Genomic DNA, 25504 nt, shown 5'->3' with positions numbered 1-25504 from the left:
CGTCATGGCCGTTTCCCGCCCCGACAGGGACGACGTCGCCGCACTCGCCCGCTCCTACGGAATGCAGCCGAGCGACGCGGAGCTCGACACCTACGCGCTGATGGTCGCCGGAGCGTTCGACTCCTACGACGCGGTCGAGGAGCTGTATTCCGGCATCGCGCCGCAGCCCCGCACCGACCGCCCCAGCAGCCGGCCCGACGCCGCGGACAACCCGCTCGGCGCCTGGTACGTGCGCACCGAGATCCGCGGCGCCGACCACGGCCCGCTGGCCGGCCGCACCGTCGCGATCAAGGACAACGTCGAGGTCGCCGGCGTCCCGATGATGAACGGCTCGGACACCCTCGAGGGCTTCGTCCCCGCCCGGGACGCCACGGTCGTGAGCCGGCTGCTCGGCGCCGGGGCGACGATCGCGGGCAAGGCCGTCTGCGAGGACCTCTGCTTCTCCGGGGGCAGCCACACCTCGTGCACCGGGCCGGTGCGCAACCCGTGGGACCCGTCGCGGACGACCGGCGGCAGCTCCAGCGGCAGCGCCGCGCTGGTCGCGGCGGGCGAGGTCGACTTCGCACTCGGCGGGGACCAGGGCGGCTCGATCCGCATGCCGTCGGCGTTCAGCGGCATCGTCGGGCACAAGCCCACCCACGGCCTGGTGCCCTACACCGGCGCGTTCCCCATCGAGCTGACCCTCGACCACCTCGGCCCGATGACCCGCACCGTCGCCGACGCCGCCGCCGTCCTGGACGTGATCGCCGGCCGCGACGGACTGGACCCCCGCCAGCCGGCCGGCCTGGAGCCGCAGCAGTACGCGGCCGCGCTCGGCGGCGACGTCTCCGGCCTGCGGGTCGGCGTCCTGGCCCAGGGTTTCGGCATCCCGGAGCTCTCCGAGCCGGGCGTCGACGAGACCGTGCGGGCGGCGGCCGGCCGGCTGGGCGAGCTCGGGATCGAGGTCGTCGACGTCGACCTGGAGTGGCACCGGCACGCGATGCACGTGTGGAACGTGATCGCCACGACCGGCGCTTCGGTCCAGATGATCAACGGCGAGGGCTACGGCCACAACTACGAGGGCCTCTTCGACCCCGAGCTGGTGGAGTACTACGGCCGGCAGCGGCGGGAGGTGCCCGACCGCTGGTCGCCGACGGTGAAGCTCGTCGCCATGGCCGGGCGCTGGTCCACCGAACAGCTGCACAGCCGGCACTACGCGATGGCCCAGAACCTCGCGATCGAGGTCCGCGAGCACTACGACCAGGCGCTCAACCACGTGGACCTGCTCGTGCTGCCGACCGTGCCGATGGTGGCCCGGGAGATCCCGGCGCCCGACGACCCGCTGGAGATCCAGGTCGCCCGCGCGCTGGAGATGATCGTGAACTGCGCGCCGTTCGACGTGAGCGGGCACCCGGCGACCAGCGTCCCGGCCGGTCTCTCCGAGGGGTTGCCGGTCGGGATGATGCTGGTCGGCCGGCGCTTCGAGGACGCCACCTGCCTCACGGTCGCGCACGCGTTCGAGCAGCTGGTCGGCGGCTTCCCCGCCCCGCCCGCCCGCGAGCCCGCCCTCGTCTGACCGCCGCCCTCGGCCGTGATCATCGGCGAGTGGCTGCCGCTGGCGGCGTGTCGAGCAGCCACTCGCCGATGGTCAACTAGCTGGTCCCTACGAGGCGGGGGCGACCTCCATCTCGGTCGCGGTGGCCTGGGCGCGCACCTCGGCGTCGCGGGCGGCCATCGCCTCCTGCCGGCCGGCCTCCTCGTCGAGGATCCGCGCGGCCTTCCACGCGGCAGGGATGGCGAACGCGTCGACCAGCGTCACCATGTGCGGCCGCAGCTCCCTGAGCAGCTGGTTCACCGTCGCCGTCAGCACCTTGGCGCGGGTCGGGGTGAGCCGGCCGTGCTCGAGGAACCAGCCCTTGTCCTGCTCGATCGTCCACAGCGCGTAGAGGTCGCAGAGCCGGTCGAGCAGGGCCCGCGCGTCCGGGTCGGTGGTGCGGTCGACGCCGGCGACGAACGCCTCCAGGATCACGCGGTCGATGTGCGTCTGCGCCGTCCGCAGGACGTGGTCCTGGACGTCGTTGAACATGTCGAAGGGTTCCATGCCGGCGGTGGCCGCGTTCCTGCGCAGCCGCTTGATCGCGCCCTCGAGGGTGTGCTTCTCGCGGAACTCGAACATCTTCAGCTGCCAGCCGCGGTCGAGCATCGGGACGTCGTCGTCCCGGCCGGGGACGGCGTCGACCAGGCGGGCGATGAGGTTGCGGGCCGCCGTCCGCTCCAGGACCGTCTCGCGGACCATGTCGGCGATGAAGCCCACCTTGCCCCAGCCGTCGAGCGAGCCGAAGGCGTCCCGGTATCCGGTGAGCAGGCCCTTCGCGACCAGCTGCAGGAGCACCGTGTTGTCGCCCTCGAACGTCGTGAAGACGTCGGTGTCGGCCTTCAGAGCGGGCAGCCGGTTCTCGGCCAGGTAGCCGGCGCCGCCGCACGCCTCGCGGCACAGCTGGATCGTGCGCGTGGCGTGCCAGGTGTTGGCCACCTTCAGCCCGGCCGCCCGCGACTCCAGCTCGCGCTGCCCGGCCTCGTCGATCTCCTCGCCGAGCACGTGGGTCTTGTGCTGGACGTCGTGCATCGTGCCGACCAGCTCTTCCTGCGCGAAGTGCAGCGCGTAGGAGGTGGCCAGCGCCAGCAGCAGCTTGCGCTGGTGCACGAGGTAGTCGTTGACGACGATCTCGCGGTCCTTGCCGGGAGCGGCGAACTGGCGGCGCACGTCGCCGTAGCGGACCGCGATGTCCAGCGCCATCTTCGTCGCCGACCCGGCCGAGCCGCCGACGCTGACCCGCCCGCGCACCAAGGTGCCCAGCATCGTGAAGAAGCGGCGGGTCTCGTTCTCGATGCTCGAGGTGTAGGTGCCGTCCTCGGCGACCTGGCCGTACCGGTCGAGCAGCATCTCCCGCGGGACCGGCACGTGGTCGAAGGTCAGCCGGCCGTTGTCGACGCCGAGCAGTCCGGCCTTGGGGCCGTCGTCCCCGATGGTGACGCCCGGGCAGGGGTTGCCGTCGGCGTCGCGGATCGGCACCAGCCAGGCGTGCACGCCGTGGTTCCTCCCCCGGGTGATCAGCTGGGCGAAGACGACGGCCATGCGGCCGTCCTTGGCCGCGTTGCCGATGTAGTCCTTGCGCGCCGCCTCGTGGGGGGTGTGCAGGTCGAAGGTCTGCGTCTCGGGGTCGTAGGTGCAGGTCGTGCGCAGCTGCTGGACGTCGGACCCGTGCCCGGTCTCGGTCATCGCGAAGCAGCCGGGCAGGTCGAAGCTCATGATGTCGCGCAGGTACGCCTCGTGGTGCCGCTTCGTGCCGAGCAGCTGGACGGCGCCGCCGAACAGCCCCCACTGCACGCCGGCCTTGACCATCAGCGACAGGTCGCCGAAGGCCAGCATCTCGATCGAGGCGACGGAACCGCCGGCGTCGTCCTGACCGCCGTACTCCTCGGGGAAGCCGAGGCCCACGCGCCCGCTCTCGGCGAGCTTCTTGGCCAGCCGGGTGATCCGCTCCCGCGCCTCCTGCATCGTCTCGCCGTAGACCGGCGCGAACTCGGGGTCGCCGAGATGCTCCCGGGCGTCGCGGCGCACGTGCCGCCAGCGCCCGTCGAGGACCTCCTGGATCCTCGCCGGGTCCACGGCCGTCGGCAGGGTCGAGGTCACTTCTCCTCCTGGGGGGTGCTTCCGATCGCGCTGAGCCCGGCCCAGGCGAGATCCGTCAGATGAGCGGCGAGTTCGCCACGGGGCATGGGTCGGTCGGCCCGGAGCCACCAGTCGGCGGCGGAGCGGACCAGCCCGACGACGCCGTGGCCCCACGGCGCCGCGGCCTCGGTGCCGCGACCGGCCTGCTGCAGGGCGACCGACACGGCGGCGGCTGCCTGCTCACCGACGAGGTCGGAAAGGCTGCCGATCGGGTCGGCCGCTCCGGCCCCGTCGGGCGGGTGGACGACGAACCGGTAGAGCTCGGGGTCGGCCTCGACGAAGGCCAGGTAGGTCTCGATCGCCGCGGCCACCATCTGCCGGGGCTGCGCGCTTCCCTCGATGGCCTCGCGCAGCTTCGGCAGCAGCTGCGAGGCGACCCGGTTGCAGACGGCGACGTGCAGCTCGGCGCGGTCGGCGAAGTGGCGGTAGACGACGGTCTTGCTCGTCCCGGCCTCGGCCGCGATCTCCTCCATGCCCACGGCCGAGCCGTGCTTGCCGACGGCGGCGAGGGTCGCATCGACCAGTTCCCGGCGCCGCTGGGCCCGGTGCTCGTCCCATCTCGAGTCGCGGCGATCGCGAGCGGTAGCGGCCGGTGCCGATTCGCGGGAGCCCTCGTCCTGAGCGATCTTGTCCTGCGACGCAGGTCTCACCGACTCAGCTTTCATGTGTCGAACGGTACCTGATACTGTTGGTACCGAGCAATTCGACGACTTCGGAGGACCCCATGGCTACGACTCGCAAGGCGGCGATCGTCGGCGGGAACCGCATCCCGTTCGCCCGGTCCAACTCGGCCTACGCGCAGGCCTCGAACCAAGACATGCTCACCGCGACGCTCGACGGGCTGGTCGCCCGGTTCGGGCTGCAGGGCAAGCAGGTCGGTGAGGTCGTCGCCGGCGCCGTCCTCAAGCACGCGCGCGACTTCAACCTGACGCGGGAGAGCGTCCTCGGCTCCAGGCTGTCGGCGACCACCCCGGCCTACGACGTCCAGCAGGCGTGCGGCACCGGCCTGGAGGCGGCGATCCTGGTCGCCAACAAGATCGCCCTCGGGCAGATCGAGTCGGGCATCGCCGGCGGCGTCGACACCACCTCCGACGCCCCGCTCGCGGTCAACGACGACCTGCGGCGGGTGCTCATCTCGCTGAACAGCGCGAAGACGGTGCAGCAGCGGCTCAAGGCCCTGGCCGGGCTGCGGCCCGGGATGCTCGCGCCGGAGATCCCGCGCAACGCCGAGCCGCGCACCGGCCTGGCGATGGGCGACCACGCGCAGCTCACCGCGCACGCGTGGGAGATCGGCCGCGCGGAGCAGGACGAGCTGACCGTCCGCTCGCACCAGAACCTCGCCGCCGCCTACGACCGCGGCTTCTTCGACGACCTGGTCACCCCGTACCTCGGCCTCACCCGCGACCAGAACCTGCGCCCGGACTCCTCGCTGGAGAAGCTGGCCACGCTGAAGCCCGTCTTCGGCCGGGCCCTGCCGCCCGAGGCCGAGGCCACGATGACGGCGGGCAACTCGACACCGCTGTCCGACGGCGCCTCCGCCGTCCTGCTGGCCTCCGACGAGTGGGCCGCGGCGCAGGGGCTGCCGGTCCTGGCGCACCTCGTCGACGCGCAGACCGCCGCCGTCGACTACGTGCACGGCGGGGAGGGCCTGCTCATGGCGCCGGTCTACGCGGTGCCGGTGCTGCTGGCCCGCAACGGCCTGACCCTGCAGGACTTCGACTTCTACGAGATCCACGAGGCGTTCGCCTCGACCGTCCTCGCCACGCTCAAGGCCTGGGAGGACCCGGAGTTCTGCAAGGGCAAGCTCGGCCTCGACGCGCCACTGGGCTCCATCGACCGCGCCAAGCTCAACGTCAACGGCTCGTCGCTGGCGGCCGGGCACCCGTTCGCGGCGACCGGCGGCCGGATCGTGGCGTCGCTGGCCAAGCAGCTGCACGAGGCGGGCCCGGGCAAGCGCGGCCTGATCTCCATCTGCGCCGCCGGCGGCCAGGGCGTCGTCGCCATCCTCGAGTCCTGACCCCGTCCCGCGTGGTTCAGCCCGATGAACCACGCGTGGCTTATCGGGCTAAACCACCTTCTGGAGGCTTTGCACGTGAGTGACTGGTACCGCGACTTCGCCAACTCCGGCGTCGGGACGACGATCACCAAGCGGCTCGGGCTGCCCCGGCCGGCGGTGCTGCGCCGCTACGAGCCCGGCGAGCCGCTGCTGCCCGGCCCGGCGGTCGTCGGCTCGGCGGGGGAGGGCCGGCTGCGCGACACCGTCATCGACGTCCTGAAGAACGCCGGCGTGACCGTGCTGTCCCCGGTCGCCGCCGACGGGTCGACGGACGGCGAGAAGCCGGCCGCGGTGGTCCTCGACGCCACCGGCCTGACCACCCCGGCCGACCTGGCCGCCGCGCACGACTTCCTCGCCCCGGCGATCAAGCGGCTGCGGCCGAGCGGGCGCGTGCTGATCCTGGCCGACCCGCCGGCCCAGGCGGACTCCCCGGCGCAGGCCGCGGCCCGGCAGGCGCTGGACGGACTGGTCCGCTCGATCGGCAAGGAGCTGCTGAACGGCTCGACGGCCAACCTGCTCTACGTTCCGGCGGGCGCCGAGGCGTCGGTGGCCGGCCCGCTCACGTTCTTCCTCTCCGGCCGCTCGGCCTACGTCGACGGCCAGGTGGTCACCCTCGCTCCCGCCGACGTGCCGGCGGAGCCGGACGACGAGAAGCCGCTGGCCGGCAAGGTCGCCGTCGTCACCGGTGCCGCGCGGGGCATCGGCGCCGCGATCGCGAAGGTGATGGCCCGGGACGGCGCGCACGTCGTCGCCGTCGACGTCCCGGCCGCGGGCCAGTCGCTGGCCGACGTCGCCAACGAGATCGGCGGGACGGCGCTCCAGCTCGACATCACCGCCCCGGACGCCGCGCAGCGGCTGATCGCGCACCTCGAGGAGCGGCACGGCGGGGTGGACGTGGTCGTCCACAACGCCGGCATCACGCGGGACAAGCTGCTGGTCAACATGGACGCCGGCCGGTGGAACTCGGTCATGGCGGTGAACCTGCAGGCGCAACTGGACCTCACCCAGGCACTGCTGGACGCCGACGGGGTGCTCCGGCCCGGCGCCCGCGTAATCTGCGTCAGCTCGCAGTCCGGCATCGCCGGCAACCGTGGGCAGACCAACTACGCCGCATCCAAGGCCGGGGTCATCGGCATGGTGCGGGCGTGGGCGCCGGCGTTCGCCGAGCGCGGCGCGACGATCAACGCGGTGGCGCCGGGCTTCATCGTCACCGAGATGACGGCGAAGATGCCCTTCGGCAGCCGCGAGATCGGGTCGCGGATCAACTCGCTGCAGCAGGGCGGGCTGCCGGTCGACGTCGCCGAGACGATCGCCTGGCTGGCGCAGCCGGGCAGCGCGGGCGTCAACGGCCAGGTCGTGCGGGTCTGCGGCCAGTCGATGCTGGGCGCCTGAGGAAGGGACTGCGATGGACGCCCGCACGGTGCTCACCTCCCCGCCCGCGATGCCGGCGCTGTTCGCGCGGGCTGTGCTCACCGCGCGGGGTCGCGGCGGCGACCTGCCCGAGGCGCGGGTGGCCCGTACCGGCGTCGTCGTCGACCCGGGGCAGCTGGCGGCCTACGACCGGGTGTGCGGCTTCCCGCTCTCCGACGTCCTGCCCGCCACGTACCCGCACATGCTGGCCTTCCCGCTGCAGGTCGCGCTGATGGCCGACCGCTCCTTCCCGCTGGCGCTGCCCGGGCTGGTGCACGTGCGCAACCGCATCGACGTGCTGCGCGCGATCCGCGCCGACGCGGCCCTGGACCTCGAGGTGTGGGCCGAGCGGTTCGCGCGGCACGCCAAGGGGGCGACGGTCGACCTGTGCGCGAGCGCGACGGTGGACGGCGAGGTGGTCTGGCGGGGTCGCTCGACCTACCTGGCCCGGGGTGCGAAGGCGCCGGAGGGTGCGCCGGAGTCCGACACGGCGGTGCACGTGGGGGAGACCCGGCCGGCGGCCACGTGGCGGATGCCGGACGACGCGGGGCGCCGCTACGCCAAGGTCTCCGGCGACGTGAACCCGATCCATCTCTCCGGGCTCACCGCGAAGGCGTTCGGGTTCAAGCGGGCGATCGCGCACGGCATGTGGGTCAAGGCGCGGGTGCTCGCCGCACTGACCGGCCGGCTGCCTGACGCCTTCTCGGTCGACGTCGGCTTCCAGAAGCCGCTCTACCTGCCGTCGACCGTCGCCCTGTCCACGGCCGAGGCCGGCGGCGGCTGGGACGTCGCGGTGCGCAATGCGATCAACGGCACGGGCCATCTCGTGGGAACCATTCGGCCCCGCTGATCCGAATGGTCATTCCGGCGCCGATTGGTTCCGGTCGAGGGTCATGCCTGCCCATCGCGCGGCCGTGGGGGGAATGGTCGACGGTCCTCGGGAGGCATGACCTCCCGTAATGGACCTTGTACGCAAAATAGTTTTGCACCAAGGGATTGCGCGAATCGCCTGAGAGCGCTCACACTCTCACCTGTCCGCAATCGTTAGCAGCGGACGTCCCCCCGGCGCCATCCCGCCTCTTCTCCGCGGTCGAGCCCTGCTCGGACGGCGCTCTCCTCTGCCGGTCCACTCTCTTCCAGGAGTCCCGCGTGCCCCTGACCCCGCGCCGCACCCTGGCCGCCCTCGCATCGGGCCTGGCCGTGGCCTCGTCCACGGCCCTGTTCGCCCCTCCCGCCGCGGCGGCGGTGCCGGGGACGTTCACCGCGAGCATCGCCGACTGCACTTACAACGAACAGTCCGAGCCCGCCGGGGCCCGCATCCAGGCAGGGGTCACCGGTGGGCCCGCCAACACCAAGATCGTTGTCCGGTTCACGGTGCCGTACGGAGATACGACCATGTCGCTCGTCGGGACCACCGACGGGACCGGATCGGTCAGCGCGGTGAGCTTCTCCGCGGGCGGCAAGACCCCCGACGGCAGGGACAACTACCCCATGGTGATCGTCGGGTACGCCGACACGAACGGCGACGAGCAGTGGTCTGCCGACGAGCAGATTGGCGACCCCGTGACCCTGCCGCTCGCAGGGTGCCCGAACCCGCCGCCGCCTCCGGTGGACCCGCCGCCCCCTCCTGGTGAAATCCCTCCGGGCGTGACCTCGATGGGGACGTTCTCTCCCCGCGTGTCCGAGTGCTACGCCGTGGAGCCAGGGGGGCCGCTGGTCGGTGCGATCGTCCGGGCGTCGGTCACCGGTGGGCCCACCAACACCCCGATCGTCTACGTCGGCAGGACGGCGGCCGGGCTGTCGCTCGGGCTGGGGTCGCTGGGGACAACCGACGGGACCGGCGCCCTGACCGACGCGTGGGCCATGTCCGGCGGCTTCAAGGACAGTTCGGGCGGTGACAACTTCCCGATGGAGCTCGTCGCCTTCGTCGACCGCAACGCGGACGGTCTGAACGGTCCGGAAGACGTGCAGATCGGCAGCGCCATGACGGTGCCGCTGGAGTGCCCCCCGCCGCCGGCCGCGGAGGCCGACGAGACCTTTGGGGACGGTGGCGGCACGGCCAGCACGGGTGACGGCACGGCGCTGAGCTCGACCAACCCCATCGACGCCACGGTCACCACCACCGTGGCCGGCCGGGTCCAGATCGTCGAGGGCCCCGTCGGCCAGGCGGCGCCCGAGGGCTTCACGTTCCTCGGGCGGCAGGTGGACATCACGGCGCCCCTGCAGAGCGCCGACAACCCGCTGCGGCTGGCGTTCACCGTCGACGCGTCGGTGATCCCGGAGGGGCAGACGGCGGATTCGGTGCTGCTGTTCCGCGACGGGCAGCCGATCGTGGGCTGCACCTCGCAGACCCAGGCCCAGCCGGACCCGTGCATCGTGTCCCGGGAGACGCTGCCCGGTGGGGCTCTGCGCATCACCGCGCTGTCGTCGCACGCCTCGGCGTGGAACGTGGGGGTCAGCATCGCCGCGAACCTGTCGGTGGCGGCGACCGCACCGGCGACGTCGCTGGTGGGCTCCGACCTCACGACCACGGTGACCGTGCGCAACGACGGCCCGGTCACGGCGACCAAGCCGCGGGTCGCCGTGACCCTCCCGGCCGGCGCCGTCCCGGCCACCCTGCCGACCGGCTGCACCGGCACCGGGCCGATCACCTGCAGGCTGCCGAACCTGGCGAAGGGCGGGACGGCGACGCTGACGCTGACCGCGACCCCGGTCAAGCCCGGCGCCGCGCAGTTCGCCGCGACCGTCTCCTCCGGCGCGCCCGATCCGCTGGCCGGTGACAACACCGCCGCGACCAGCACCTCGGTGACCGGGGTGGCCTGCACGAAGGTGGGCACGCAGGGCGACGACCGGCTGACCGGCACTACCGGCACCGACGTGATCTGCGGTCTCGGCGGCAACGACACCGTGCTCGCCGGTCGGGGCGACGACGTCGTGGTCGGCGGCAGCGGCAACGACACGCTGAGCGGGGAGGCCGGCCGAGACGTGGTCACCGGCGGCACAGGCAAGGACGTCGTCCGGGGTGGGGACGGCGACGACCTGCTCGACGTGCGCGACGGCGCGGCCGGGGACTCCGCCGACGGCCAGGCCGGCCGGAATCTCTGCACCCGCGACGGCGGAGACACCGTCACCCGCTGCACCTGAGCCGACCGGGAGAAGCGCTGCGCTCCGGGCGATCCACGAGTGGTCGCTCGGAGCGCCGTGCATTCTGCGCGGTCGAGTGTTCCGGTGCCGCCGGGTTCCGGCGAGGAATGGTTTCTATTCATGGCCGTCTCGGGCGACCAAATGGTTTCCCGGCGAGATGGAATGACTGCCGTGAATGGCTCGGCACGCAAAATAATTGTGTGCGGGGGGATTGCGCGCGGACGGTCGAGCATTCACTCTGACAAGCGTCCGCAATCGTTCGCACGCGGACGTCTCCCTGCGCCTTCCCGCTCGTCTCGGCGGCCGAGGCCCCACCGGCCGAAGGCGCGCTCCCCGCCGGTCCCCGCTCCTCAGGAGTCCTCTGTACCCCTGATCATGCGCCGCGTCCTGCCCGCTCTCGCGACAGGCCTCGCCGTCGCCTCGTGCACGGTCCTGTTCGCACCACCCGCCACCGCGGTCCTCGGCGACGGGGCCGTCTACGCCTGGGGTGGCAACCCCGGCGGCGCGCTCGGCACCGGGGCGGCCACCGACCCCCTGACCACGCCCGCCCGCGTCAGAGGTCTCGACGCCATCGTCGACTCGGTGGACGGAGGCTTCGCCGTCCGGAACGACGCGCTCGTGGAGATCCAAGCCGGACGCGGTGCGGTGCTGGTCCCGCCGCCCGAGGTCCGCACGGGCGGGTACCGGGAGGTCAGCGCCGGACGGAACTACCAACTGGCCCGCACGAAGTTGGCCGACGTACTCCAGTGGGTAACGGTGGGCGGTGCCGACGTGTCCACCCCCACCGTGGTGGAAGGCCTGCCCGCGGAGGCCATCACCGCCATCGGCGCCGGCGACGACCTGGGCGTCGCCCTCGACGGGACGAGCGGCACCGTGTGGACCTGGGGCGCCAACGAGCGCGGCCAGCTCGGTCGCACCACCGCGGAGCAGTACGACCCGACGCCGCAGCCCGTTCCGGGCCTGACCGGCATCGTCGACATCGCGGTCGGGTGGCGCCACGTGGTGGCGATCGACGGTGCCGGTCGGGTCTACACCTGGGGCGACGGTCGGGACGGCCAGCTGGGCGGTGGCGCGTTCACCGAGTCCCAGGCGACGCCGGGCACCCCGGTCGGTCTGGAGGCCGGCGGGTTCGCCGGCGTCGAGGCCGGCCCCTTCGCCAGCTACGTGATCACCCGCGACGGCCGGCTGTACGCGTTCGGTGACAACTTCTACGGCAACCTGGGCCGCGCCGACGACGGCGGCGCGGGCAGCGGCACCGACCGACCGGTGGCCGACGCCGTCCCGAAGCTCGTCGAGGGCATCAGCGACGTGCCCAACGCCGCCGTGAACCCGGAGGACGTCGTGGCCGCCAGCTCGACGAACCTGTACGTGGTGACCCGGGACGGCGGCGTGCTCGCGCTCGGGTCGAACCGGAACGGCGGGTCGGGCAACGGCCGCTCCGGGGCGACCGAGGTCCAGCCGCTTCCGGCCCCCGTCCCAGGGATCACCGGGGCGGTGGCCGTCGAGGCCCACTCCGATGGGTTGACCTCCTTCGCCCAGGCGATCCTCAACCCCGACCTCGCGCCGCCGGTCGTGGAGGAGGAGACGACCGAGGAGTTCGGCGACGGTGGCGGCACAGCGGGCACGGGCACCATCGCGACCGTGAGCGATCCGATCGAGGCGGAGGTCACGACCACCGTGGCCGGCACGGTCACGATCACCGAGGTGCCGACGGCCCAGGCTGCGCCGGCCGGCTTCACCTTCTTCGGTCATCAGGTCGACATCACCGCGCCCACGCAGACCGTCGAGGACCCGCTGCGGCTGTCGTTCCTGATCGACGCGTCGCTCGTTCCGCCCGGCGAATCGGCGGCCACGGTGCAGCTGTTCCGCGACGGGCAGCCGATCGCACCCTGCGAGAGCGACACCCAGGCGATTCCCGACCCGTGCGTCCTGGGTCGCGGGGACTCGGGCGGCGACATCCGGATCGTGGCGCTGTCCTCGCACGCCTCGGCGTGGAACGTGGGTCTGAGCGCAGGTGCGCCGGTGACCGCCAACCTCTCGGTGCAGGCCACCGCGCCGGGAAACTCGTTGGTGGGCTCCGACGTCACCGCGACGGTCAGCGTGCGCAACGAGGGCCCCGCCGCGGCGACCGCGTCCAAGGTCACCGTCACTCTGCCGGCCGGCGCCGTCCGGGGAGCCACCCTGCCCGCCGGGTGCACCGGCACCGGTCCCGTGACCTGCACGCTCGGCGACCTGGCCGCGGGTGCCTCCACGACGCTGCCCCTCACCGTCACGCCCGTCCGGCCGGGCACGGCCGCGTTCGGTGCAACGGTCTCGACGACCACCAACGAGTCGACGTCCGCCGACAACGCTGGCGGCACGGACACGTCCGTCGTCGGCGTGGCGTGCACCAAGGTCGGCACCCAGGGCAACGACCGGCTGGCCGGCACCACCGGCAACGACGTCCTGTGCGGCCTGGGCGGCAACGACACCGTGCTCGCCGGCCGCGGCGACGACGCCGCCGTCGGCGGCAGCGGCAACGACACCCTGGACGGGGAGGCCGGCCGGGACGTGGTCACCGGCGGCACCGGCAAGGACGTCGTCCGCGGTGGGGACGGCGACGACCTGCTCGACGTCCGCGACGGCGCGGCGGGCGACTCGGCCGACGGCCAGGGCGGCAGGAACCTCTGCACCCGCGACAGCGGCGACACCGTCACGCGCTGCAGCTGAGCCGGGCGACCGCGCTCCGGGCGGCCCCTCGACGGGGTCGCCCGGAGCGCGGTGCTACCGGTAGGGGACTCACCTCGAGCGGTCGTCGACCAGCTCGTCCTCGACCGGACGGGACCGCACCGGCCGCCGCGTGGCGTAGTCGACGGAGCGCTCGGGCAGCCGCCGGACCGTCGGCCGGATGAGGGCCGCGGCGAGGACGGTGACGACGAGTCCCGCCGCCAGCACGCCCCAGCCGATGCCGCCGAGGGCGGGGAACTCGGCGCCGATCCGGGCCCGCACGTCCACCGGGGCCGAGCCGTCGGCGTTCATCACCACGAACATCCAGTCGCCCTCGGCCGGGTCCCAGGTGACCTGCTGCGTCCCCGGGCCGCTCGTCTGGGCGATCCAGAACTCTTGGTCGGCCGGCGGTCCGGCCGGCTCGCCGCCCGGGAGCTGGTCGCTGCTGGTGGCCGGACCGTCGAAGCCGAGGCCGTCGACGGCGGTCCGCTGGACGCCCTCCAGGTACGCCGTCGCGTCGGCGACCGGCGCGATCCCGACGAAGACGTCGTCCGCTCCGTTCCCGGTGACCTCGAGCCGGGCGTCGCCCAGCGCCGCGGAGACCGGGAGCCAGTCGGGGCCGGCGCGCAGGTCGATCCGGTCGCTCACCAGGGCGTAGCCGTAGGACCCGAAGTCCTCCGCCGGGGACTGGACGAAGCCGTCGGACCGGTCGAACCAGTGCGCCCAGAGCAGGACTCCGCCGCCGGCGAGCAGCCCGATCCCGGGCAGGAGGAGCAGCACCCCGAACACCAGGGCGACGGTGCGTCCGGCGGTGCGGGACCGCCGGCGGACGGGGGGCGGGACGGTGATCACCGGACACCTCCGGAGTGCAGGGACGGGGTACGCGAGGGGGTAGAAGCAGGGACGTCGTCCGGCCGGGACCGGCGCCGTCCGGCGCGCAGGTACAGCTCGGCGACGAGCAGGTTCGGCACCCAGCACAGGAAGGCGATGACGAGGTAGGTGCGGTCCCACGCGACCTGCCCGTCCACGCCGGTCAGGGCCGCGACGACCGGGGGGATCGCCATCATCCAGAGCCGCAGCGTCACCCCGGCGTAGGTCAGCGCGAAGGTGCGCGCCATCCAGCGTCGGTGGGCGGGCACGTCCCCGCGGCGGATCGCCCGGAAGGCCACGGCCGCGCAGGTCAGCCACAGCACCGCCAGCAGGCCGAAGCCGAGGGTCCCGACCAGGCCGGCCCGGTTGAACGGCGCGATGACCAGGCCCGCGCAGCCGGCGATCGCGATCGAGCCGAGCACGATCCGGCCGGTCGCCCGGTGCACCCGGGGAGCGCGGGCCCGCAGCCGCGCCGCGAACTGCAGCGGCGACAGGACGAGGACGACGCCCGCGAAGAACACGTGCAGGTACAGCGCCGTCCGCACCGCGGGGCCCTGGTGCAGGTAGGTCGCGGCCAGCGCGGTGGGGGCGGCGCCCATCTCCTCCAGCGAGGACGTGAGATACGGCCGCAGGGCGAACGTGGCGATCGCCAGCGCGCTGAGGCAGATCCACCAGTAGGCGGCGCGCGTCCGCCACGTGGAGGTCCGCGGCGCGGCGAGGGTCATGGGTGCTCCTCCGGGGACGCCGACGAATCGGACCGCGCCAGCGTCCTGCCGCGGCGGCCCCGGTGAGCAGCCCCCCGCGGGTCGGCTCCCGGCCCGCGGGAGTGGCCTCCGGGACACCGTCCTCCCTCGCGCGAGGGAGGACGGACGGCTCGCGCGGGTATGTCCCCCGGCGGTCCCGGGGCGCCACGATGGGGCGTGTTGCCGTCGTCCCTGAGCAGGCCGCGGACGTGGGCCGGCACCCGCGTCGACGCGGTGCTGGCCGTCGCGCTCGCGGTCGTGTCCGTCGGCTACGTGTTCGCCTTCCCGGCCGGGCCCCCGTACGAGCCGGCGGGCGCGGTCACCGTCCTGCTGGCCGCGGCCGGCCCGCTGGCGCTGCTCTGGCGCCAGACCGCCCCGCTGGTCGCCCAGGCGGGGGCGAGCCTCGCGGTGACGGCCACCGCGGCGGCCGGCTCGCCGATCGGGTTCCTCGACTGGTCGGCCTGGATCGCGCTGTTCAGCTGCTTCGCCGCCGGGGGACGACGGCTCCAGGTCGCCGGAGCCGGGCTCGCCGGGCTCGGCGTCCTCGGGTACGTCGCCTTCGACCGGGCCGACCCGGTCGCCGCCCTGCCCCAGATCGTCACGAGCTTCGTCATCTCCATGGTCGCCGGGGAGCTCAGCCGCCGGCGCACCCGCGCCGTGGCCGCGGAGGCCCGCCGCGCGGCCGACGAGCGCCAGCGGGCCACGGCGGCCGAGCGGCTGCTGCTGCAGGAGCGCGCCCGGCTGGCCCGGGAGCTGCACGACTCCCTGGGACACACGGTCAACGTGATGGTCCTGCAGGCCGGGGTGGGCCGGCGGGTGTTCGCCGACAACCCGGCCTTCGCCCGCGAGGCGCTGCAGTCCATCGAGACCGTCGGGCGCGGCGCCCTGGACGAGCTGAACCGGCTGCTGCGGGTGCTGCAACCCGACGAGCGGAAGGCCTCGGCGGCACCGTTCGCGCCCACGGTCGCCGACCTGGAGGAGCTGGCCGGGCGGATCCGGGCCACCGGCCGTCCCGTCGAGCTGCGGACCGACGGCGCGGAGCTCTCCGGCAGCAGCGCCCGCGCGGTGTACCGGATCGTGCAGGAGGCGCTGACCAACGCCGTCCGGCACACGTCCAGCGGGCCGATCCGCGTCGAGATCGAGCAGGCCGGTCCCGACGTCCTGCTCGAGGTCGTCAACGAGTGCGACCGGCCGGTCGACCCGGTGCCCGGGCGGGGGCTGGTCAACATGCGCGAGCGGGCCCGGCTGGAGGGCGGCGAGCTGGAGGCCGGACCGGTCGGCGGCAGCTTCCGGGTGCGCGCGACGCTGCCGGTGAGCGCGGGGGTGAGCTCGTGATCCGCGTCCTGCTCGCCGACGACGACCGCCTGGTCCGCAGCGGCCTGCGCGCGCTCCTGGACGCCGAGGCCGACCTCACCGTGGTCGCCGAGGCGGCCGACGGGCGGGAAGCCGTCGAGCAGGCCCGGACGGCGCGGCCGGACGTCGTCCTCATGGACGTCCGGATGCCGCGGCTGGACGGCGTCGCCGCGACCCGGGAGATCGTGTCCTGGCCGCGCCGGCCGCGGGTCCTCGTGCTCACGACGTTCGACCTCGACGAGGTCGTGGACGACGCCCTCGAGGCGGGCGCGGACGGGTTCCTGCTCAAGCGGGCCACCCCCGAGCAGCTGATCGACGGGATCCGCACCGTGTACGCCGGCGACGCGCTGGTCGCCCCGGCGGTGACCCGGCGGCTGCTGACCGCGTACGCCGGCCGGCGGGCGCCCGACCGGGACCGGCTGCAGCTGGCCGCACGCCTCACCGACCGCGAGGCCGACATCCTCCGGGCGCTGGCCGAGGGGCTGTCGAACGCCGAGATCGCCGGTCGGGTCTGGCTGTCGCCGGAGACGGTCAAGACGCACGTCAAGAGCATCCTGGCCAAGCTCGGGGTGCGGGACCGGACGCAGGCGGTGGTGTGGGCCTACCGCACCGGCTTCGTCGGGGCGGACGCCGGCGAGCGGCAGACGTGACGGCTCGCCGGTGGCTCAGCCGCGACCGGGCGCAGGCGGGCGCGGCGCGGTGCTGAGGCCGGACGTGTCGGCCGGCTCGGCCTGGGGGCGGTCGATCGCGATCGCCAGCGCGGGCAGCGTGAGCACCGTGACGACGCCGGCGCCGACCAGCGCGGCGGCGTTCTCCGGCAGCATCGTCCCGTTGCGCAGGCCGATCTCGGTGAGCGCGACCAGCACCGGCAGCGCCGTCGCCGTCACCAGGGCGGTCTGCGCGCGCTGCCGCAGCCCGAGGACGCCGCGGTACACGGCGAACGCGGGCAGCCCGCGCACCGAGACCATCAGCGCGAAGAACAGCAGCAGCCGCAGCGGCGCCTCGGCGATCGCCGTCAGGTCCAGGCGCATCCCCGAGTAGACGAAGAACAGCGGGATGAAGAACCCGTAGCCGACCGCGTCGAGTTTGGACTCCAGCACCGGTGCGCCCGGTCCCGCCCAGCGGCGCAGCACCACGCCGGCGAGGAAGGCGCCCAGCACGGCGTCGAGGTGGAACTCGTCGGTGAGCGCGATCAGGGTGATGAGCAGCAGGATCGTCCCGCGGAGGGTGATCTGCGCCGTCTCGTGCTGGCCCCGCGAGATCACGCCGGCCAGCCGCCCCCCGCGGCGCACGAGCCGGCGGGCGAGGCCGAGCACCAGGGCGAGCACCCCGACGGCGGCGAGGGAGGCGAGCGCGACGAACCGGTTCTGGCTGCCGAGGAACAGGGCGATCGCCAGCACCGGGAACAGCTCCCCGACGCCGCCCGCGGCGAGCAGGTAGCGGCCGAGCGGGCCGCGCAGCAGCCCTCGTTCGCGCAGGATCGGCAGCAGGGTGCCGAGCGCGGTGGTGGTCAGCCCGAGCGCGACCGGGACGAAGGCGCGGACCAGCCCGGCCCCGGTGAGCAGCGCGACCACGCCGAGGGCCAGGCCCAGGCTGACGAACCAGGCGCCGACCGCCCGCCGTCCGGCGTCCTCCCCGAACAGCCGCAGGTCGACCTCGTAGCCGGCTAGCAGGAAGACGAACCCCAGGCCGACGTCGGCGAGCACCTGCACCGAGTCGGGGGAGCTGAGGCCGAGCACCTGCGGGCCGATGAGGATGCCGCCGGCCAGCAGGAGCACCACCTGCGGCACCGGCAGGCGGGGGAACAGCCCGACCACGATCGGCGCCACCAGGGCGACCGCGGTGACCGCCACGAGGGCATCGATCGCCAGGGCGTCGTCCACGTCGGGCTCCTCCCCTCGGGGGTGTGGCCGACCCTGCCGCCGTCGGGACTCCCGGGACAAGCCGTCTTGACACCCGCAGGACGATCGGGCGCGAACGGGCGGAGGTGACGCCGGTGGTCGAGCCGGAGCTGTTCGCCGACCTCACCGGGCGCCGTGCGGCCGTCGCGTGGATGCTCGGGGCCTTCCTCGTGACCTTCCTGACCACCCGGCTGGTCACCCGTGCGATCCGGAGCGGACGGGGACCGTTCCGCGACGCCAGCGTCGGGGGCGTGCACATCCACCACGAGGTGTACGGCATCTTCCTGCTGCTCGGCACCGGCACGGTCGAGCTGACCTATCGCCCCAGTCCACCGTGGCTCTACGTGCTGGCAGCGCTGTTCGGGGTGGGCGCGGCGCTGACGCTCGACGAGTTCGCGCTGTGGCTGCACCTCGAGGACGTCTACTGGAGCCGGGAGGGCCGCAGCTCGGTCGACGCCGTCCTGGTCGCCCTCGTCGTCGGGGGCCTGCTGCTGGTCGGCGCGAACCCGTTCGACGCCGACCCGGCGGCGGGGGAGGGGGCGTTCGCCCTGGCGGTGGTCGTGACCCTGGTCTTCGGGCTGGTGGCGATCCTCAAGGGCCGGGTCGTGCTCGGCGTCGTCGGCGTCTTCGTGCCGGTCGTCGCGATCGTCGGCGCGCTGCGGCTGGGCCGGCCGCAGTCGCCGTGGGCCCGCCGCTGGTACCCGTCGGGGTCTCGGCGTCGCCACCGGTCGGAGGAGCGCTTCCCGCCGGGCCGGCGGACCCGCTGGGACGCGCTCGTCGACCTGTTCGCCGACGTGCCGCCCCGCCCCGAGGACGGCGCCGTCGTCGGCACCCCCTTCGGCGACCGGCCCCGCCGCACGCCGTCCGCCACCGGCTAGCCTCGGAGCCCTCAGGAGGGCTCGCCTAGTGGCCGATGGCGGCGGTCTTGAAAACCGCTATGGGGTTACACCCATCGTGGGTTCGAATCCCACGCCCTCCGCTCCTGGCCAGGGGATTTACCCTGTCCGAAGAGCTTCGGCAGGGGGCGTCCGGCGCCGTCGTCCGCTCGCGTGCCCGCTACGTGCCCGTACGGTTCGGAGTCGTGCCCGCTGCGAGGTGCCCCAGGCGGGCCGCAACCTCGGCGTCGCGCCGCTCAGCCGCGTGCTGGTAGATCATCGCCGCGCGGGACGACGAGTGGCCGGCACGTCGCATGACCTCGGCCAGGGTCGCCCCGCTCTGCGCCGCCAGGGTGAGTCCCGCATGCCGCAGGTCGTGCAGATGGACGCCGGACAGGTCGGCTGCTCGCCGGCCCGTGGTCCAGGCGGCATGGACGTGATGGGCGCGAAGAACTCTCCCGTCTCTTCGCACGAACAGCCGAGCGGTCGGCAGCGCCGGGGAGCGGGTCTTCAGGTGCTCGGCCAGTGCTGAGACGCCCTGCGGGGGAAGGTGGACGACGCGCTGGCTGCCCGCCTTCGGTGGGCTTTCCACGGGGCCCGCGTCCGTCTCCACGACCTGCCGCTGCACGGCCACGGTGCCCGCGTCCAGGTCGATGTCGCCGATGCGGAGGGCCAGCAGCTCGCCGAGGCGCAGGTGGGCCCAGAAGGCCAGGTCGACGAGGCCCCGGAGGTTCTCGGGCATCTGCGCGGAGAGGTGCTGCACCTGGTCGACGTCCAGCAGCGGTCGCTCGTCACTGCGGGCCTGGCCCGCACCCTTGATCCGGCAGGGATTCCGGGGGAGCGCGTCGTCTGCGACGGCCGTGGCCAGGATGGCGTGGAGGAGGGCATAGGCCTGCCTGGTCGCCGTCGGGCCGGTGGCTGCGCTCGTCTCGGCGTGCCACCGCCGCACCGCGGCCGGGGTGATCCGGTCGAGCGGCAGGCCTCCGAGCGCGGGAAGCACCCAGCGGTCCAGGGAGTGCTGGTAGGTCTCGCGAGTTCGCACGGCCAGGGGACGACCTCGAACGGTCCGCTCGGCCAGCCACGCCTGGCTGTACTCGCGGAGCGTGACGCCGCTGCGCAACGGGTCGAGCCACACGCCGCGACCCATGTCGACCTCCACCGCGGAAAGGAAGCGTGCCGCGTCGGTCTTGGTGGCGAACGTGCTCGGTGCTGACCGGTCCCGTCCGTCCGGGCCCGGGTAGCGCGCCTGCCACCGGCCGGACGGCAGCTTGCGGACGCGGCCGAACCGTCTTCTGCTGCTCGCTGGCATGACGGGACTCTGGAGGCTTTCGGTCCGGTGGGGCAACGGGTCCCGTTGACGACGAGTGCGGCTGTCGCGAGTGCCGTCACTGCTCGTTGGTGATTCGGCCGGCGTCGATGAAGGCGTCCGAGGCCCTTCGTTGGAGGCGGGTGCTTCCCGAGCTGTGCACGTAGGTGATGGGTCGCTGGGCGATCAGCCGACGGATGAGGCGTTCATCTGTCTCGAAAGAGTCCCCAACCTCGGCGACCGCGAGGAGCGGGTCGTCGGCGCGCACGTCGGTCCGATGGGCCACGTCGACGAGCGTCCCCAGGCGCCTCCGGTACGGCTCCAGTCGACGACCGTCGGTCAGTCGCTGCCTGCCATCTTCCGCCTGATGCTGGGAGAGACCTCCGGAAAGTCTCCAGTTCGGCCACGACGTGCGGCTGCCGGTGTTTCGAGGTCGTGTCCCGGTACTGCAGGAGGTCTGGAGATTGCAGCTCAGCCTCACGGCATCGCAGACAGCTCGAGGTCAAGCCCCTCAGCGATTTTCGATGCGACGTGGGGGAGGGGTAGTCCGAGACGGTCAGCCGCCGCTCGGCTGTAGAGAACGACCGCGGAGACGGCGTACGTCCACAGCCTCGGTTCCCATCTCCCGGCCTCCTGCGGAAGATCCGGATGCAGTCCCCCACGCATGCAGGCGGCGGCGTAGCTGGCGTACTGCGTCCGGCGGCGCACGGTGCGGCCGTCCATCGCGAGGTCCGCCAGGTAGCGGTCCGTGAGGCCTTCGTACTCCAGCCGTTCAGTACCGGGCGGGCACGCGAGCCTGAGCGCCGCCGCCGCGACCTCGAGCAGCGCGACGTCGGGCGTGAAGTGCCCGCGGACGTCGTTCGGCCGGACCGACACCATGAGCTCGAAAACGTCGTCGTTCCCGCCGGCGAGGCCGGACAGGATTGCGGCCTGTGCCCTGCGGTGCAGCACGTCCGGATCCTCACCTCGTTGCTTGGCCATGGCCTGATCCTCGCGCGCCATGCTGTGCAGCACCCGCCTTCGGCGCCTGCGTACTCGTCACCACGAGAAGGCGAACCCGAAATGCAAGACGTGTGTCCCTCTTGATCTTGTCAGTCTGCAGTTGGTGATCTATGCGTCTTTTTGACCATTGCCATGGCTCTTACGGCCGAGGATTTGTGTCTGGCCACCGGGGACGGCCGAGGCGGTCCGGGAGATTCGTGACGGAAGGTGCGGCGTGTCCCGGCCCGAGAAGCGCGGCCTCGTTTACTAAGGCGCCCACCCTGGACTGCATGGCCGAAGTCAGTAGCGGACGCCACGCGGATGGGTGACCGATGAGTGCGCTGTGGGGTGTGATCATCGGCGGCTTGCTGACGATCGGGGGCCAGCTGGCGGCCGAGGCATGGAAGGCACACGTCGCCAAGTTCGAGCGGATGGAGCGGCGGGCCGCGGCCGCCCGTGAGTTCCAGCGACAAGCCCTCACCAGTCTCCAGGACGCCGCCACTGCCTACCGCCGCGCGCTGATCGACAACGAGCGAGAGGAGGTGCCCTCCTCAGAGACCGAGGACCGCCTGCGGACGACGCGCGGCTCCTTCCAGACGGCCCTGTATCGCGTGTCCTCGGACACCTGCCGGCAGCGGTTCATCGTCTGGGCCGACGCTGCGTTGAACTGGTCCCAAGGCGAGGGCCCTGCCGCCAACGAGAACACGACGTGGCTGGAGGCGATGAAGGCCAGCGGGACGGCTATTGGGGAGAACCTCTAGCGAACGTGGGTGGCTAGACGATGCGGAGTTGACTGGAGACGCCGTGGTCCTTCGCGGCTGTCAGAAGGTCCTGGCCGAAGTCCCGGTCGACGTTGCGGACTTCCAGCAGGTTGGCTCCGCCGTCGACGAGAACCAGTCTGACAATCTCGTCCGCGAAGGAGGCGGTCCCCGCGATGAGTTGACGGCAGTCGAGGATGACGGTGCCACCGCGCAACTGCTGGCTGATCGGTCGGACGAGCGCCTGTGCGCGCTTCCGGCCGCCGCTGAGCTGTGGCATCTCGACTGGGACCACGGCTACTGTCATGCCAGCAGTCTCCATGTCATGACTGACAGTCTTTACAGATGGAGCCTCGCCTGCGCAAGCGTCCCGGGAAACGGCGCGGCGAGATCCGCGACCCACGGGTCGAAGTGACCGCCGGTGAAGACGCCTTGACTGGACCCGCTCAGGAGCAGGACGGCGCCGTGGTGATGCCCGGTGGTGGCGATCACGCGTCCCAGTCCTCGACCGCGGCCGGGTGCGTCGAGAGAGGTGACGTGCACCTGAACGGCGCGGACGAGCGCCGTCCGGTCGTCGTCGACGGTCATGCGCTTCGAGAGGCTGCCTCGCAGCCCGATGCCACTGTCGGCGACGGCGAAGGCGACGTCGTTGCGCTGCGGGAAGCGCTGGAGCGCCAGGTATCCGCCGGAGCGCCCGCTGTGCTCGAGCACGTTGCTGGCGACCTCATGGAGGGCGCGATAGAGGTCGCGGGCGGTGCCCGGGTGCTCCTTCTCGAAGGTGCGCTCGACCGTGGCGGCGAGCTGGTCGAACTCCTCCTCGCTGCTGAACCGGGTGAGCTCGTGGAGGCGGTCGCCAAGCGGGTTCTCATGGACGGTGGGAAGGCCATGATCGACGCCTAGGTCACGCAGGTGCTGCCCTAAGCGCATCCGGGACAGATACACCGCGCAGTCCTGGTCCGACGGCGGCGTGAACTCGATCATGACGCGATCGATGTGTGCCCGCTCGGCGATTGCCGCGAGCGCGACCAGGCCGGCCGGATCGGCGAAGGTCGCACGCGCTAGGTCAATCCGCCGTCGCCGTGGACCCGACGACGGCGGCTTCACCAGATGATGGCGCAAGTCAGACGCGGTCAGCAGACCACGTCCCTTGGCCACGATGTTCATGTCACTCCGCCGTCGCGCGGCAGCTGTCCCAGCGGGTTTCGCTCAGCAGGTGTTCGTAGAGCTGCTCCAGGTGGTCTCTCGGGCTGATCGGCTCGGTGAGCCTTAGTGGGCCTGAGCCATGGGTCCAGAGGTACGACGGCGTTGCCTTCGTGGGCAGCGCCAGGGCATGTTCTGCTAACGCTCGCGCCTCGTCATCACGGCCGAGTAGGTGCAGGGCCAGCACACGGTTCGCTGCGTTCGTGAGTTCGACTGCCTCGGAGATGTTGGTGGCCGCCTTCTCCAGATGTCCCAAGCTCCGCGCGACGTCGGTGGGGAGGATGCAGAAGCCGTAGTTGTTGTTGGCCTCGGGGCTGTCCGGCGACAGCCGAAGCACGGCGGCCAGGATCGCGGCCGCTGCGTCTTGTCGGCCCGCAGCGAGGTTTTCCGCGGCGGCGCGGGTGAAGTCGGTGGCCGAGAACTGCCGGTCCACGATGGAAGTCGGTCGTTGCTTCCATTCCTGGTGGTGTCGGTCAGCGAGCAGTCGGGCAACGTCGGTGACGTCGGTGGGCCGTTCTCGCATGGCCTCGGGCGGACAGCATCCCGGGTGCTCGCTGTGCAGGTAGCCCCACTCCATCTCGAGCGAGTCGGTGGTCCAGTCCTCGAGGTATGTCTCGGTGAACCGCTCGACGAGCCAGGTGGCGCGTGCCACCTGGTCCGCCGTCCACGCGGGGCGGGTCAGGGCCAAGAAGTCCGCAACCGGCGGAGCGGTCCAGTCGAAGACCTCGTTGATGGTCGCCGTCGCGAGCCAGTGCCCAACGCGTCGGCCGAAGGCGCCAGTCGCTGCATAGGCCAGAAGATCCTGATCTTCCGCCTTGTCGGCGGCCCGCGCCTGTACCAGCAGGTTGCGCCAGGCCGGATCAGGTTCGGGCATCTGCTGCAGTTCATCGTCGATTGGAACGCCGGCGTTCCCGAGAATCTCCTTGGCCAGTACCGAGAACAACACTCCGGCCTCGACCCGGGTGGCAGCCCCGCATCGGACCATCAGGTCTGCGTCCACGTTGCGCTTGGTCAGCTCTTCGTAGGAGGTGGCGACCACGTAGGCCCGCTCGTGCAGGTCGGCAAAAAATGCAGGCGGAGTCGCCAGATGGTCGCGGATGTCGCGGATCAGCGTGATGGTTCGACGCTGTTCCACCGGGCGATCGCGGTCCCGGATCCCGATGCCCGCGGCGTCGAACGGCCGCAGATCGGGGGCGGGGCTGCGGCGGGGTCGCGGGGCGGGTCGCCGGATCGCGGCCAGACCTCCGCCGAGGTCCTGCCAGACTTCCGGCTGGTGACCGCCGACGTGCTCGGCGAGGAGGTCCTTGCACTGCTCGCCGCATCCGGGTCCCTGCGCGGTGGGCTCGTAGAAGGGGCATTCGGGGGTCAGCTCCGGCGCCTCGCATTGGTCGCTGAGGCGCCGGAGTCCGACCAGGAAAATGTTGCGCTCGGGTCCGCCCTGGGGCAGGGGGCGGGCGCTCACCGGTATGCGTCCCGACGCATGGGGACCGCAAGGACGGTCATTTGTGGCGCCTCGGTGTAGATGATCCGGTGGGTTCGGCCGAGCCAGATTGAGCGCTTGCCGGCGAGTGGACCCAGGAGCTTCTTACCCAGCGCTGGCTCGCTCTCCAGCCGCTCGATCAACACGCGGGCCTTGTCACGCAGGGCCTCAGGGAGCTGGTCGAGATCCTTTTTGGCCCGCTTTGTCAGTGCTACGGCCATTGTTCAGACTTCGCCGCCGATCTCGCTCTCACCCTCGGCGATGGCCTCCATGGCGTGGCTGTCGGCGAGGATGTTCATGGTCTCCACCAGGGACTCGTATTCGTCGTAGCTGAGGACCACGGCGACGGCTCGCCCGTGGCGGGTGATGGTGTAGACGTTGCCGGTGTCGACAACGTCGTCGACGATCTCGCGGAGGTTGTCGCGGACCTCGGTCAGGGGTGCGGTGTTGTTCATGGGTGGCTCCTCCAGGGGCTCTACGGTGAAAACGTACATACTTCCGTACAGAACTGCAACCGCCTCTCGTGCATGTCGCTCTTGAGGGTTGGATGACTACGCCCTACCCGGACCAGTGATCAGTGCCATAACGCTGCTGGCAGCGGGCCTGGCTCGCGCGTGCCTAGCGCTTGGTGGCTCGGCGGCGCCGGGGGGGTGACGTGCGGATGCCTGAGGGCGATGGCGCGGAGCCTTCTCCGAGGTCGCCATCGCGCACGCTCGTGGCCGCTGCGTGCCCGTACAGCGGGCACGCGAGGGCCAACAAGAGCGAGCAGCGGTCACTGTCAAACGGCTCTCAGCCTGGGGCTATACCGATATCGGCATCTCCAGCTGACCTCAAAGATCAGACTTGAAAACCGCTATGGGGTTACACCCATCGTGGGTTCGAATCCCACGCCCTCCGCTCGGCGACGAGGCAGGCGGCGTGGGCCGCCGGGCGGGTGCGGATCTGGGCCAGGACGCTACGGATCGCCCCTAGGGTGCCCGCATCCGCTGTCGCTCGAACGTCGATGCTG

The 25504-nt window shown here is 72.4% G+C and carries 23 protein-coding genes and 1 tRNA gene; 11 read left to right on the top strand and 13 right to left on the bottom strand.

The window, feature by feature from the left end; all coding sequences use genetic code 11:
- The first annotated feature begins 4 nt into the window (after positions 1–4).
- Complete coding sequence (locus tag ACWIYF_RS27105) at positions 5–1555, top strand: amidase (protein WP_448625928.1); 1551 nt, start codon at positions 5–7, stop codon at positions 1553–1555.
- Between the two features lie 87 nt (positions 1556–1642).
- On the opposite strand, the gene ACWIYF_RS27100 is transcribed toward ACWIYF_RS27105, so the two are convergent.
- Together ACWIYF_RS27100 and ACWIYF_RS27095 are read right to left on the bottom strand one after the other, a co-directional pair.
- On the bottom strand, positions 1643–3673 hold the full coding sequence (locus tag ACWIYF_RS27100; RefSeq protein ID WP_448625927.1) for an acyl-CoA dehydrogenase family protein: 2031 nt from the start codon (positions 3671–3673) through the stop codon (positions 1643–1645).
- Positions 3670–4362 (bottom strand): TetR family transcriptional regulator, encoded by a 693-nt coding sequence (locus tag ACWIYF_RS27095; RefSeq protein WP_448625926.1) that lies wholly within the window; start codon positions 4360–4362, stop codon positions 3670–3672. Before ACWIYF_RS27095 ends, ACWIYF_RS27100 begins: the two co-directional genes overlap by 4 nt.
- A 74-nt stretch (positions 4363–4436) precedes the next feature.
- Here ACWIYF_RS27095 and ACWIYF_RS27090 point away from each other — a divergent pair, with 74 nt between their 5' ends.
- From ACWIYF_RS27090 to ACWIYF_RS27070, 5 genes are all read left to right on the top strand, one after another.
- A complete protein-coding gene (locus ACWIYF_RS27090; RefSeq protein WP_448625925.1) occupies positions 4437–5729 on the top strand; it encodes an acetyl-CoA C-acetyltransferase in 1293 nt (430 codons plus the stop codon).
- 75 nt (positions 5730–5804) lie between these two features.
- Positions 5805–7160: a 3-oxoacyl-ACP reductase gene (locus ACWIYF_RS27085; protein WP_448625924.1), complete on the top strand. Its 1356-nt coding sequence runs from the start codon at positions 5805–5807 to the stop codon at positions 7158–7160.
- A 13-nt stretch (positions 7161–7173) separates the two neighbouring features.
- Complete coding sequence (locus ACWIYF_RS27080; protein ID WP_448625923.1) at positions 7174–8028, top strand: MaoC/PaaZ C-terminal domain-containing protein; 855 nt, start codon at positions 7174–7176, stop codon at positions 8026–8028.
- A gap of 299 nt (positions 8029–8327) precedes the next feature.
- Complete coding sequence (locus tag ACWIYF_RS27075; RefSeq protein ID WP_448625922.1) at positions 8328–10322, top strand: hypothetical protein; 1995 nt, start codon at positions 8328–8330, stop codon at positions 10320–10322.
- Positions 10323–10697: 375 nt separating this feature from the next.
- On the top strand, positions 10698–13031 hold the full coding sequence (locus tag ACWIYF_RS27070; RefSeq protein WP_448625921.1) for a CARDB domain-containing protein: 2334 nt from the start codon (positions 10698–10700) through the stop codon (positions 13029–13031).
- A 69-nt stretch (positions 13032–13100) separates the two neighbouring features.
- On the opposite strand, the gene ACWIYF_RS27065 is transcribed toward ACWIYF_RS27070, so the two are convergent.
- Complete coding sequence (locus ACWIYF_RS27065; RefSeq protein WP_448625920.1) at positions 13101–13880, bottom strand: hypothetical protein; 780 nt, start codon at positions 13878–13880, stop codon at positions 13101–13103.
- On the bottom strand, positions 13877–14623 hold the full coding sequence (locus ACWIYF_RS27060; protein ID WP_448625919.1) for a DUF2306 domain-containing protein: 747 nt from the start codon (positions 14621–14623) through the stop codon (positions 13877–13879). The genes ACWIYF_RS27065 and ACWIYF_RS27060 overlap by 4 nt, the downstream gene beginning before the upstream one ends.
- 195 nt (positions 14624–14818) lie before the next feature.
- On the opposite strand from ACWIYF_RS27060, the gene ACWIYF_RS27055 reads away from it, so the two are divergent.
- Together ACWIYF_RS27055 and ACWIYF_RS27050 are read left to right on the top strand one after the other, a co-directional pair.
- On the top strand, positions 14819–15976 hold the full coding sequence (locus ACWIYF_RS27055) for a sensor histidine kinase (protein WP_448625918.1): 1158 nt from the start codon (positions 14819–14821) through the stop codon (positions 15974–15976).
- Positions 15973–16644, top strand: a complete 672-nt coding sequence (locus tag ACWIYF_RS27050; RefSeq protein ID WP_448625917.1) for a response regulator — start codon at positions 15973–15975, stop codon at positions 16642–16644. Before ACWIYF_RS27055 ends, ACWIYF_RS27050 begins: the two co-directional genes overlap by 4 nt.
- A gap of 15 nt (positions 16645–16659) precedes the next feature.
- Here the strand turns inward: ACWIYF_RS27050 and ACWIYF_RS27045 are convergent, their stop codons facing one another.
- Positions 16660–17877 (bottom strand): cation:proton antiporter, encoded by a 1218-nt coding sequence (locus ACWIYF_RS27045; RefSeq protein WP_448625916.1) that lies wholly within the window; start codon positions 17875–17877, stop codon positions 16660–16662.
- Positions 17878–17990: 113 nt separating this feature from the next.
- Between ACWIYF_RS27045 and ACWIYF_RS27040 the strand changes: the two genes are divergently transcribed.
- A complete protein-coding gene (locus ACWIYF_RS27040; RefSeq protein ID WP_448625915.1) occupies positions 17991–18773 on the top strand; it encodes a hypothetical protein in 783 nt (260 codons plus the stop codon).
- Between the two features lie 14 nt (positions 18774–18787).
- A tRNA-Ser gene (locus tag ACWIYF_RS27035) sits at positions 18788–18874 on the top strand.
- 77 nt (positions 18875–18951) lie between these two features.
- Here the strand turns inward: ACWIYF_RS27035 and ACWIYF_RS27030 are convergent.
- From ACWIYF_RS27030 to ACWIYF_RS27020, 3 genes are all read right to left on the bottom strand, one after another.
- Positions 18952–20079, bottom strand: coding sequence for a site-specific integrase (locus tag ACWIYF_RS27030; protein ID WP_448625914.1), 1128 nt, complete (start codon positions 20077–20079; stop codon positions 18952–18954).
- Positions 20080–20155: 76 nt separating this feature from the next.
- On the bottom strand, positions 20156–20362 hold the full coding sequence (locus ACWIYF_RS27025) for an excisionase family DNA-binding protein (protein WP_448625913.1): 207 nt from the start codon (positions 20360–20362) through the stop codon (positions 20156–20158).
- A 191-nt stretch (positions 20363–20553) separates the two neighbouring features.
- Complete coding sequence (locus tag ACWIYF_RS27020; RefSeq protein WP_448625912.1) at positions 20554–21057, bottom strand: hypothetical protein; 504 nt, start codon at positions 21055–21057, stop codon at positions 20554–20556.
- A 332-nt stretch (positions 21058–21389) separates the two neighbouring features.
- Here ACWIYF_RS27020 and ACWIYF_RS27015 point away from each other — a divergent pair, with 332 nt between their 5' ends.
- A complete protein-coding gene (locus ACWIYF_RS27015) occupies positions 21390–21818 on the top strand; it encodes a hypothetical protein (RefSeq protein WP_448625911.1) in 429 nt (142 codons plus the stop codon).
- 13 nt (positions 21819–21831) lie between these two features.
- Here the strand turns inward: ACWIYF_RS27015 and ACWIYF_RS27010 are convergent, their stop codons facing one another.
- The 5 genes from ACWIYF_RS27010 to ACWIYF_RS26990 are packed head-to-tail and all read right to left on the bottom strand — an operon-like array spanning position 21832 to position 24950.
- Positions 21832–22122 carry a hypothetical protein gene (locus tag ACWIYF_RS27010; protein WP_448625910.1) on the bottom strand — a complete coding sequence of 97 codons (291 nt, stop codon included), beginning with the start codon at positions 22120–22122 and terminating at the stop codon, positions 21832–21834.
- Positions 22123–22154: 32 nt separating this feature from the next.
- A complete protein-coding gene (locus ACWIYF_RS27005; RefSeq protein WP_448625909.1) occupies positions 22155–22979 on the bottom strand; it encodes a hypothetical protein in 825 nt (274 codons plus the stop codon).
- Between the two features lies 1 nt (position 22980).
- Positions 22981–24477 (bottom strand): hypothetical protein, encoded by a 1497-nt coding sequence (locus ACWIYF_RS27000; protein ID WP_448625908.1) that lies wholly within the window; start codon positions 24475–24477, stop codon positions 22981–22983.
- Positions 24474–24716, bottom strand: a complete 243-nt coding sequence (locus ACWIYF_RS26995; protein WP_448625907.1) for a type II toxin-antitoxin system RelE family toxin — start codon at positions 24714–24716, stop codon at positions 24474–24476. The genes ACWIYF_RS27000 and ACWIYF_RS26995 overlap by 4 nt, the downstream gene beginning before the upstream one ends.
- A gap of 3 nt (positions 24717–24719) precedes the next feature.
- A complete protein-coding gene (locus ACWIYF_RS26990; RefSeq protein ID WP_448625906.1) occupies positions 24720–24950 on the bottom strand; it encodes a type II toxin-antitoxin system Phd/YefM family antitoxin in 231 nt (76 codons plus the stop codon).
- Positions 24951–25504: the final 554 nt, after the last annotated feature.

The organism is Geodermatophilus sp. URMC 64 (assembly GCF_053502555.1).
Note: the sequence above shows the minus strand (reverse complement) of the source record. Positions and strands in the feature narration are given on the sequence as shown.

What these genes read in the sequence shown, in the direction of transcription:
- ACWIYF_RS27030 (WP_448625914.1), bottom strand. Translation starts at nt 20,079, where the DNA reads ATGCCAGCGAGCAGCAGAAGACGGTTCGGCCGCGTCCGCAAGCTGCCG.
- ACWIYF_RS27060 (WP_448625919.1), bottom strand. Translation starts at nt 14,623, where the DNA reads ATGACCCTCGCCGCGCCGCGGACCTCCACGTGGCGGACGCGCGCCGCC.
- ACWIYF_RS27010 (WP_448625910.1), bottom strand. Translation starts at nt 22,122, where the DNA reads ATGACAGTAGCCGTGGTCCCAGTCGAGATGCCACAGCTCAGCGGCGGC.
- ACWIYF_RS26995 (WP_448625907.1), bottom strand. Translation starts at nt 24,716, where the DNA reads ATGGCCGTAGCACTGACAAAGCGGGCCAAAAAGGATCTCGACCAGCTC.
- ACWIYF_RS27105 (WP_448625928.1), top strand. Translation starts at nt 5, where the DNA reads ATGGCCGTTTCCCGCCCCGACAGGGACGACGTCGCCGCACTCGCCCGC.
- ACWIYF_RS26990 (WP_448625906.1), bottom strand. Translation starts at nt 24,950, where the DNA reads ATGAACAACACCGCACCCCTGACCGAGGTCCGCGACAACCTCCGCGAG.
- ACWIYF_RS27080 (WP_448625923.1), top strand. Translation starts at nt 7,174, where the DNA reads ATGGACGCCCGCACGGTGCTCACCTCCCCGCCCGCGATGCCGGCGCTG.
- ACWIYF_RS27090 (WP_448625925.1), top strand. Translation starts at nt 4,437, where the DNA reads ATGGCTACGACTCGCAAGGCGGCGATCGTCGGCGGGAACCGCATCCCG.
- ACWIYF_RS27005 (WP_448625909.1), bottom strand. Translation starts at nt 22,979, where the DNA reads ATGAACATCGTGGCCAAGGGACGTGGTCTGCTGACCGCGTCTGACTTG.
- ACWIYF_RS27020 (WP_448625912.1), bottom strand. Translation starts at nt 21,057, where the DNA reads ATGGCCAAGCAACGAGGTGAGGATCCGGACGTGCTGCACCGCAGGGCA.
- ACWIYF_RS27015 (WP_448625911.1), top strand. Translation starts at nt 21,390, where the DNA reads ATGAGTGCGCTGTGGGGTGTGATCATCGGCGGCTTGCTGACGATCGGG.
- ACWIYF_RS27070 (WP_448625921.1), top strand. Translation starts at nt 10,698, where the DNA reads ATGCGCCGCGTCCTGCCCGCTCTCGCGACAGGCCTCGCCGTCGCCTCG.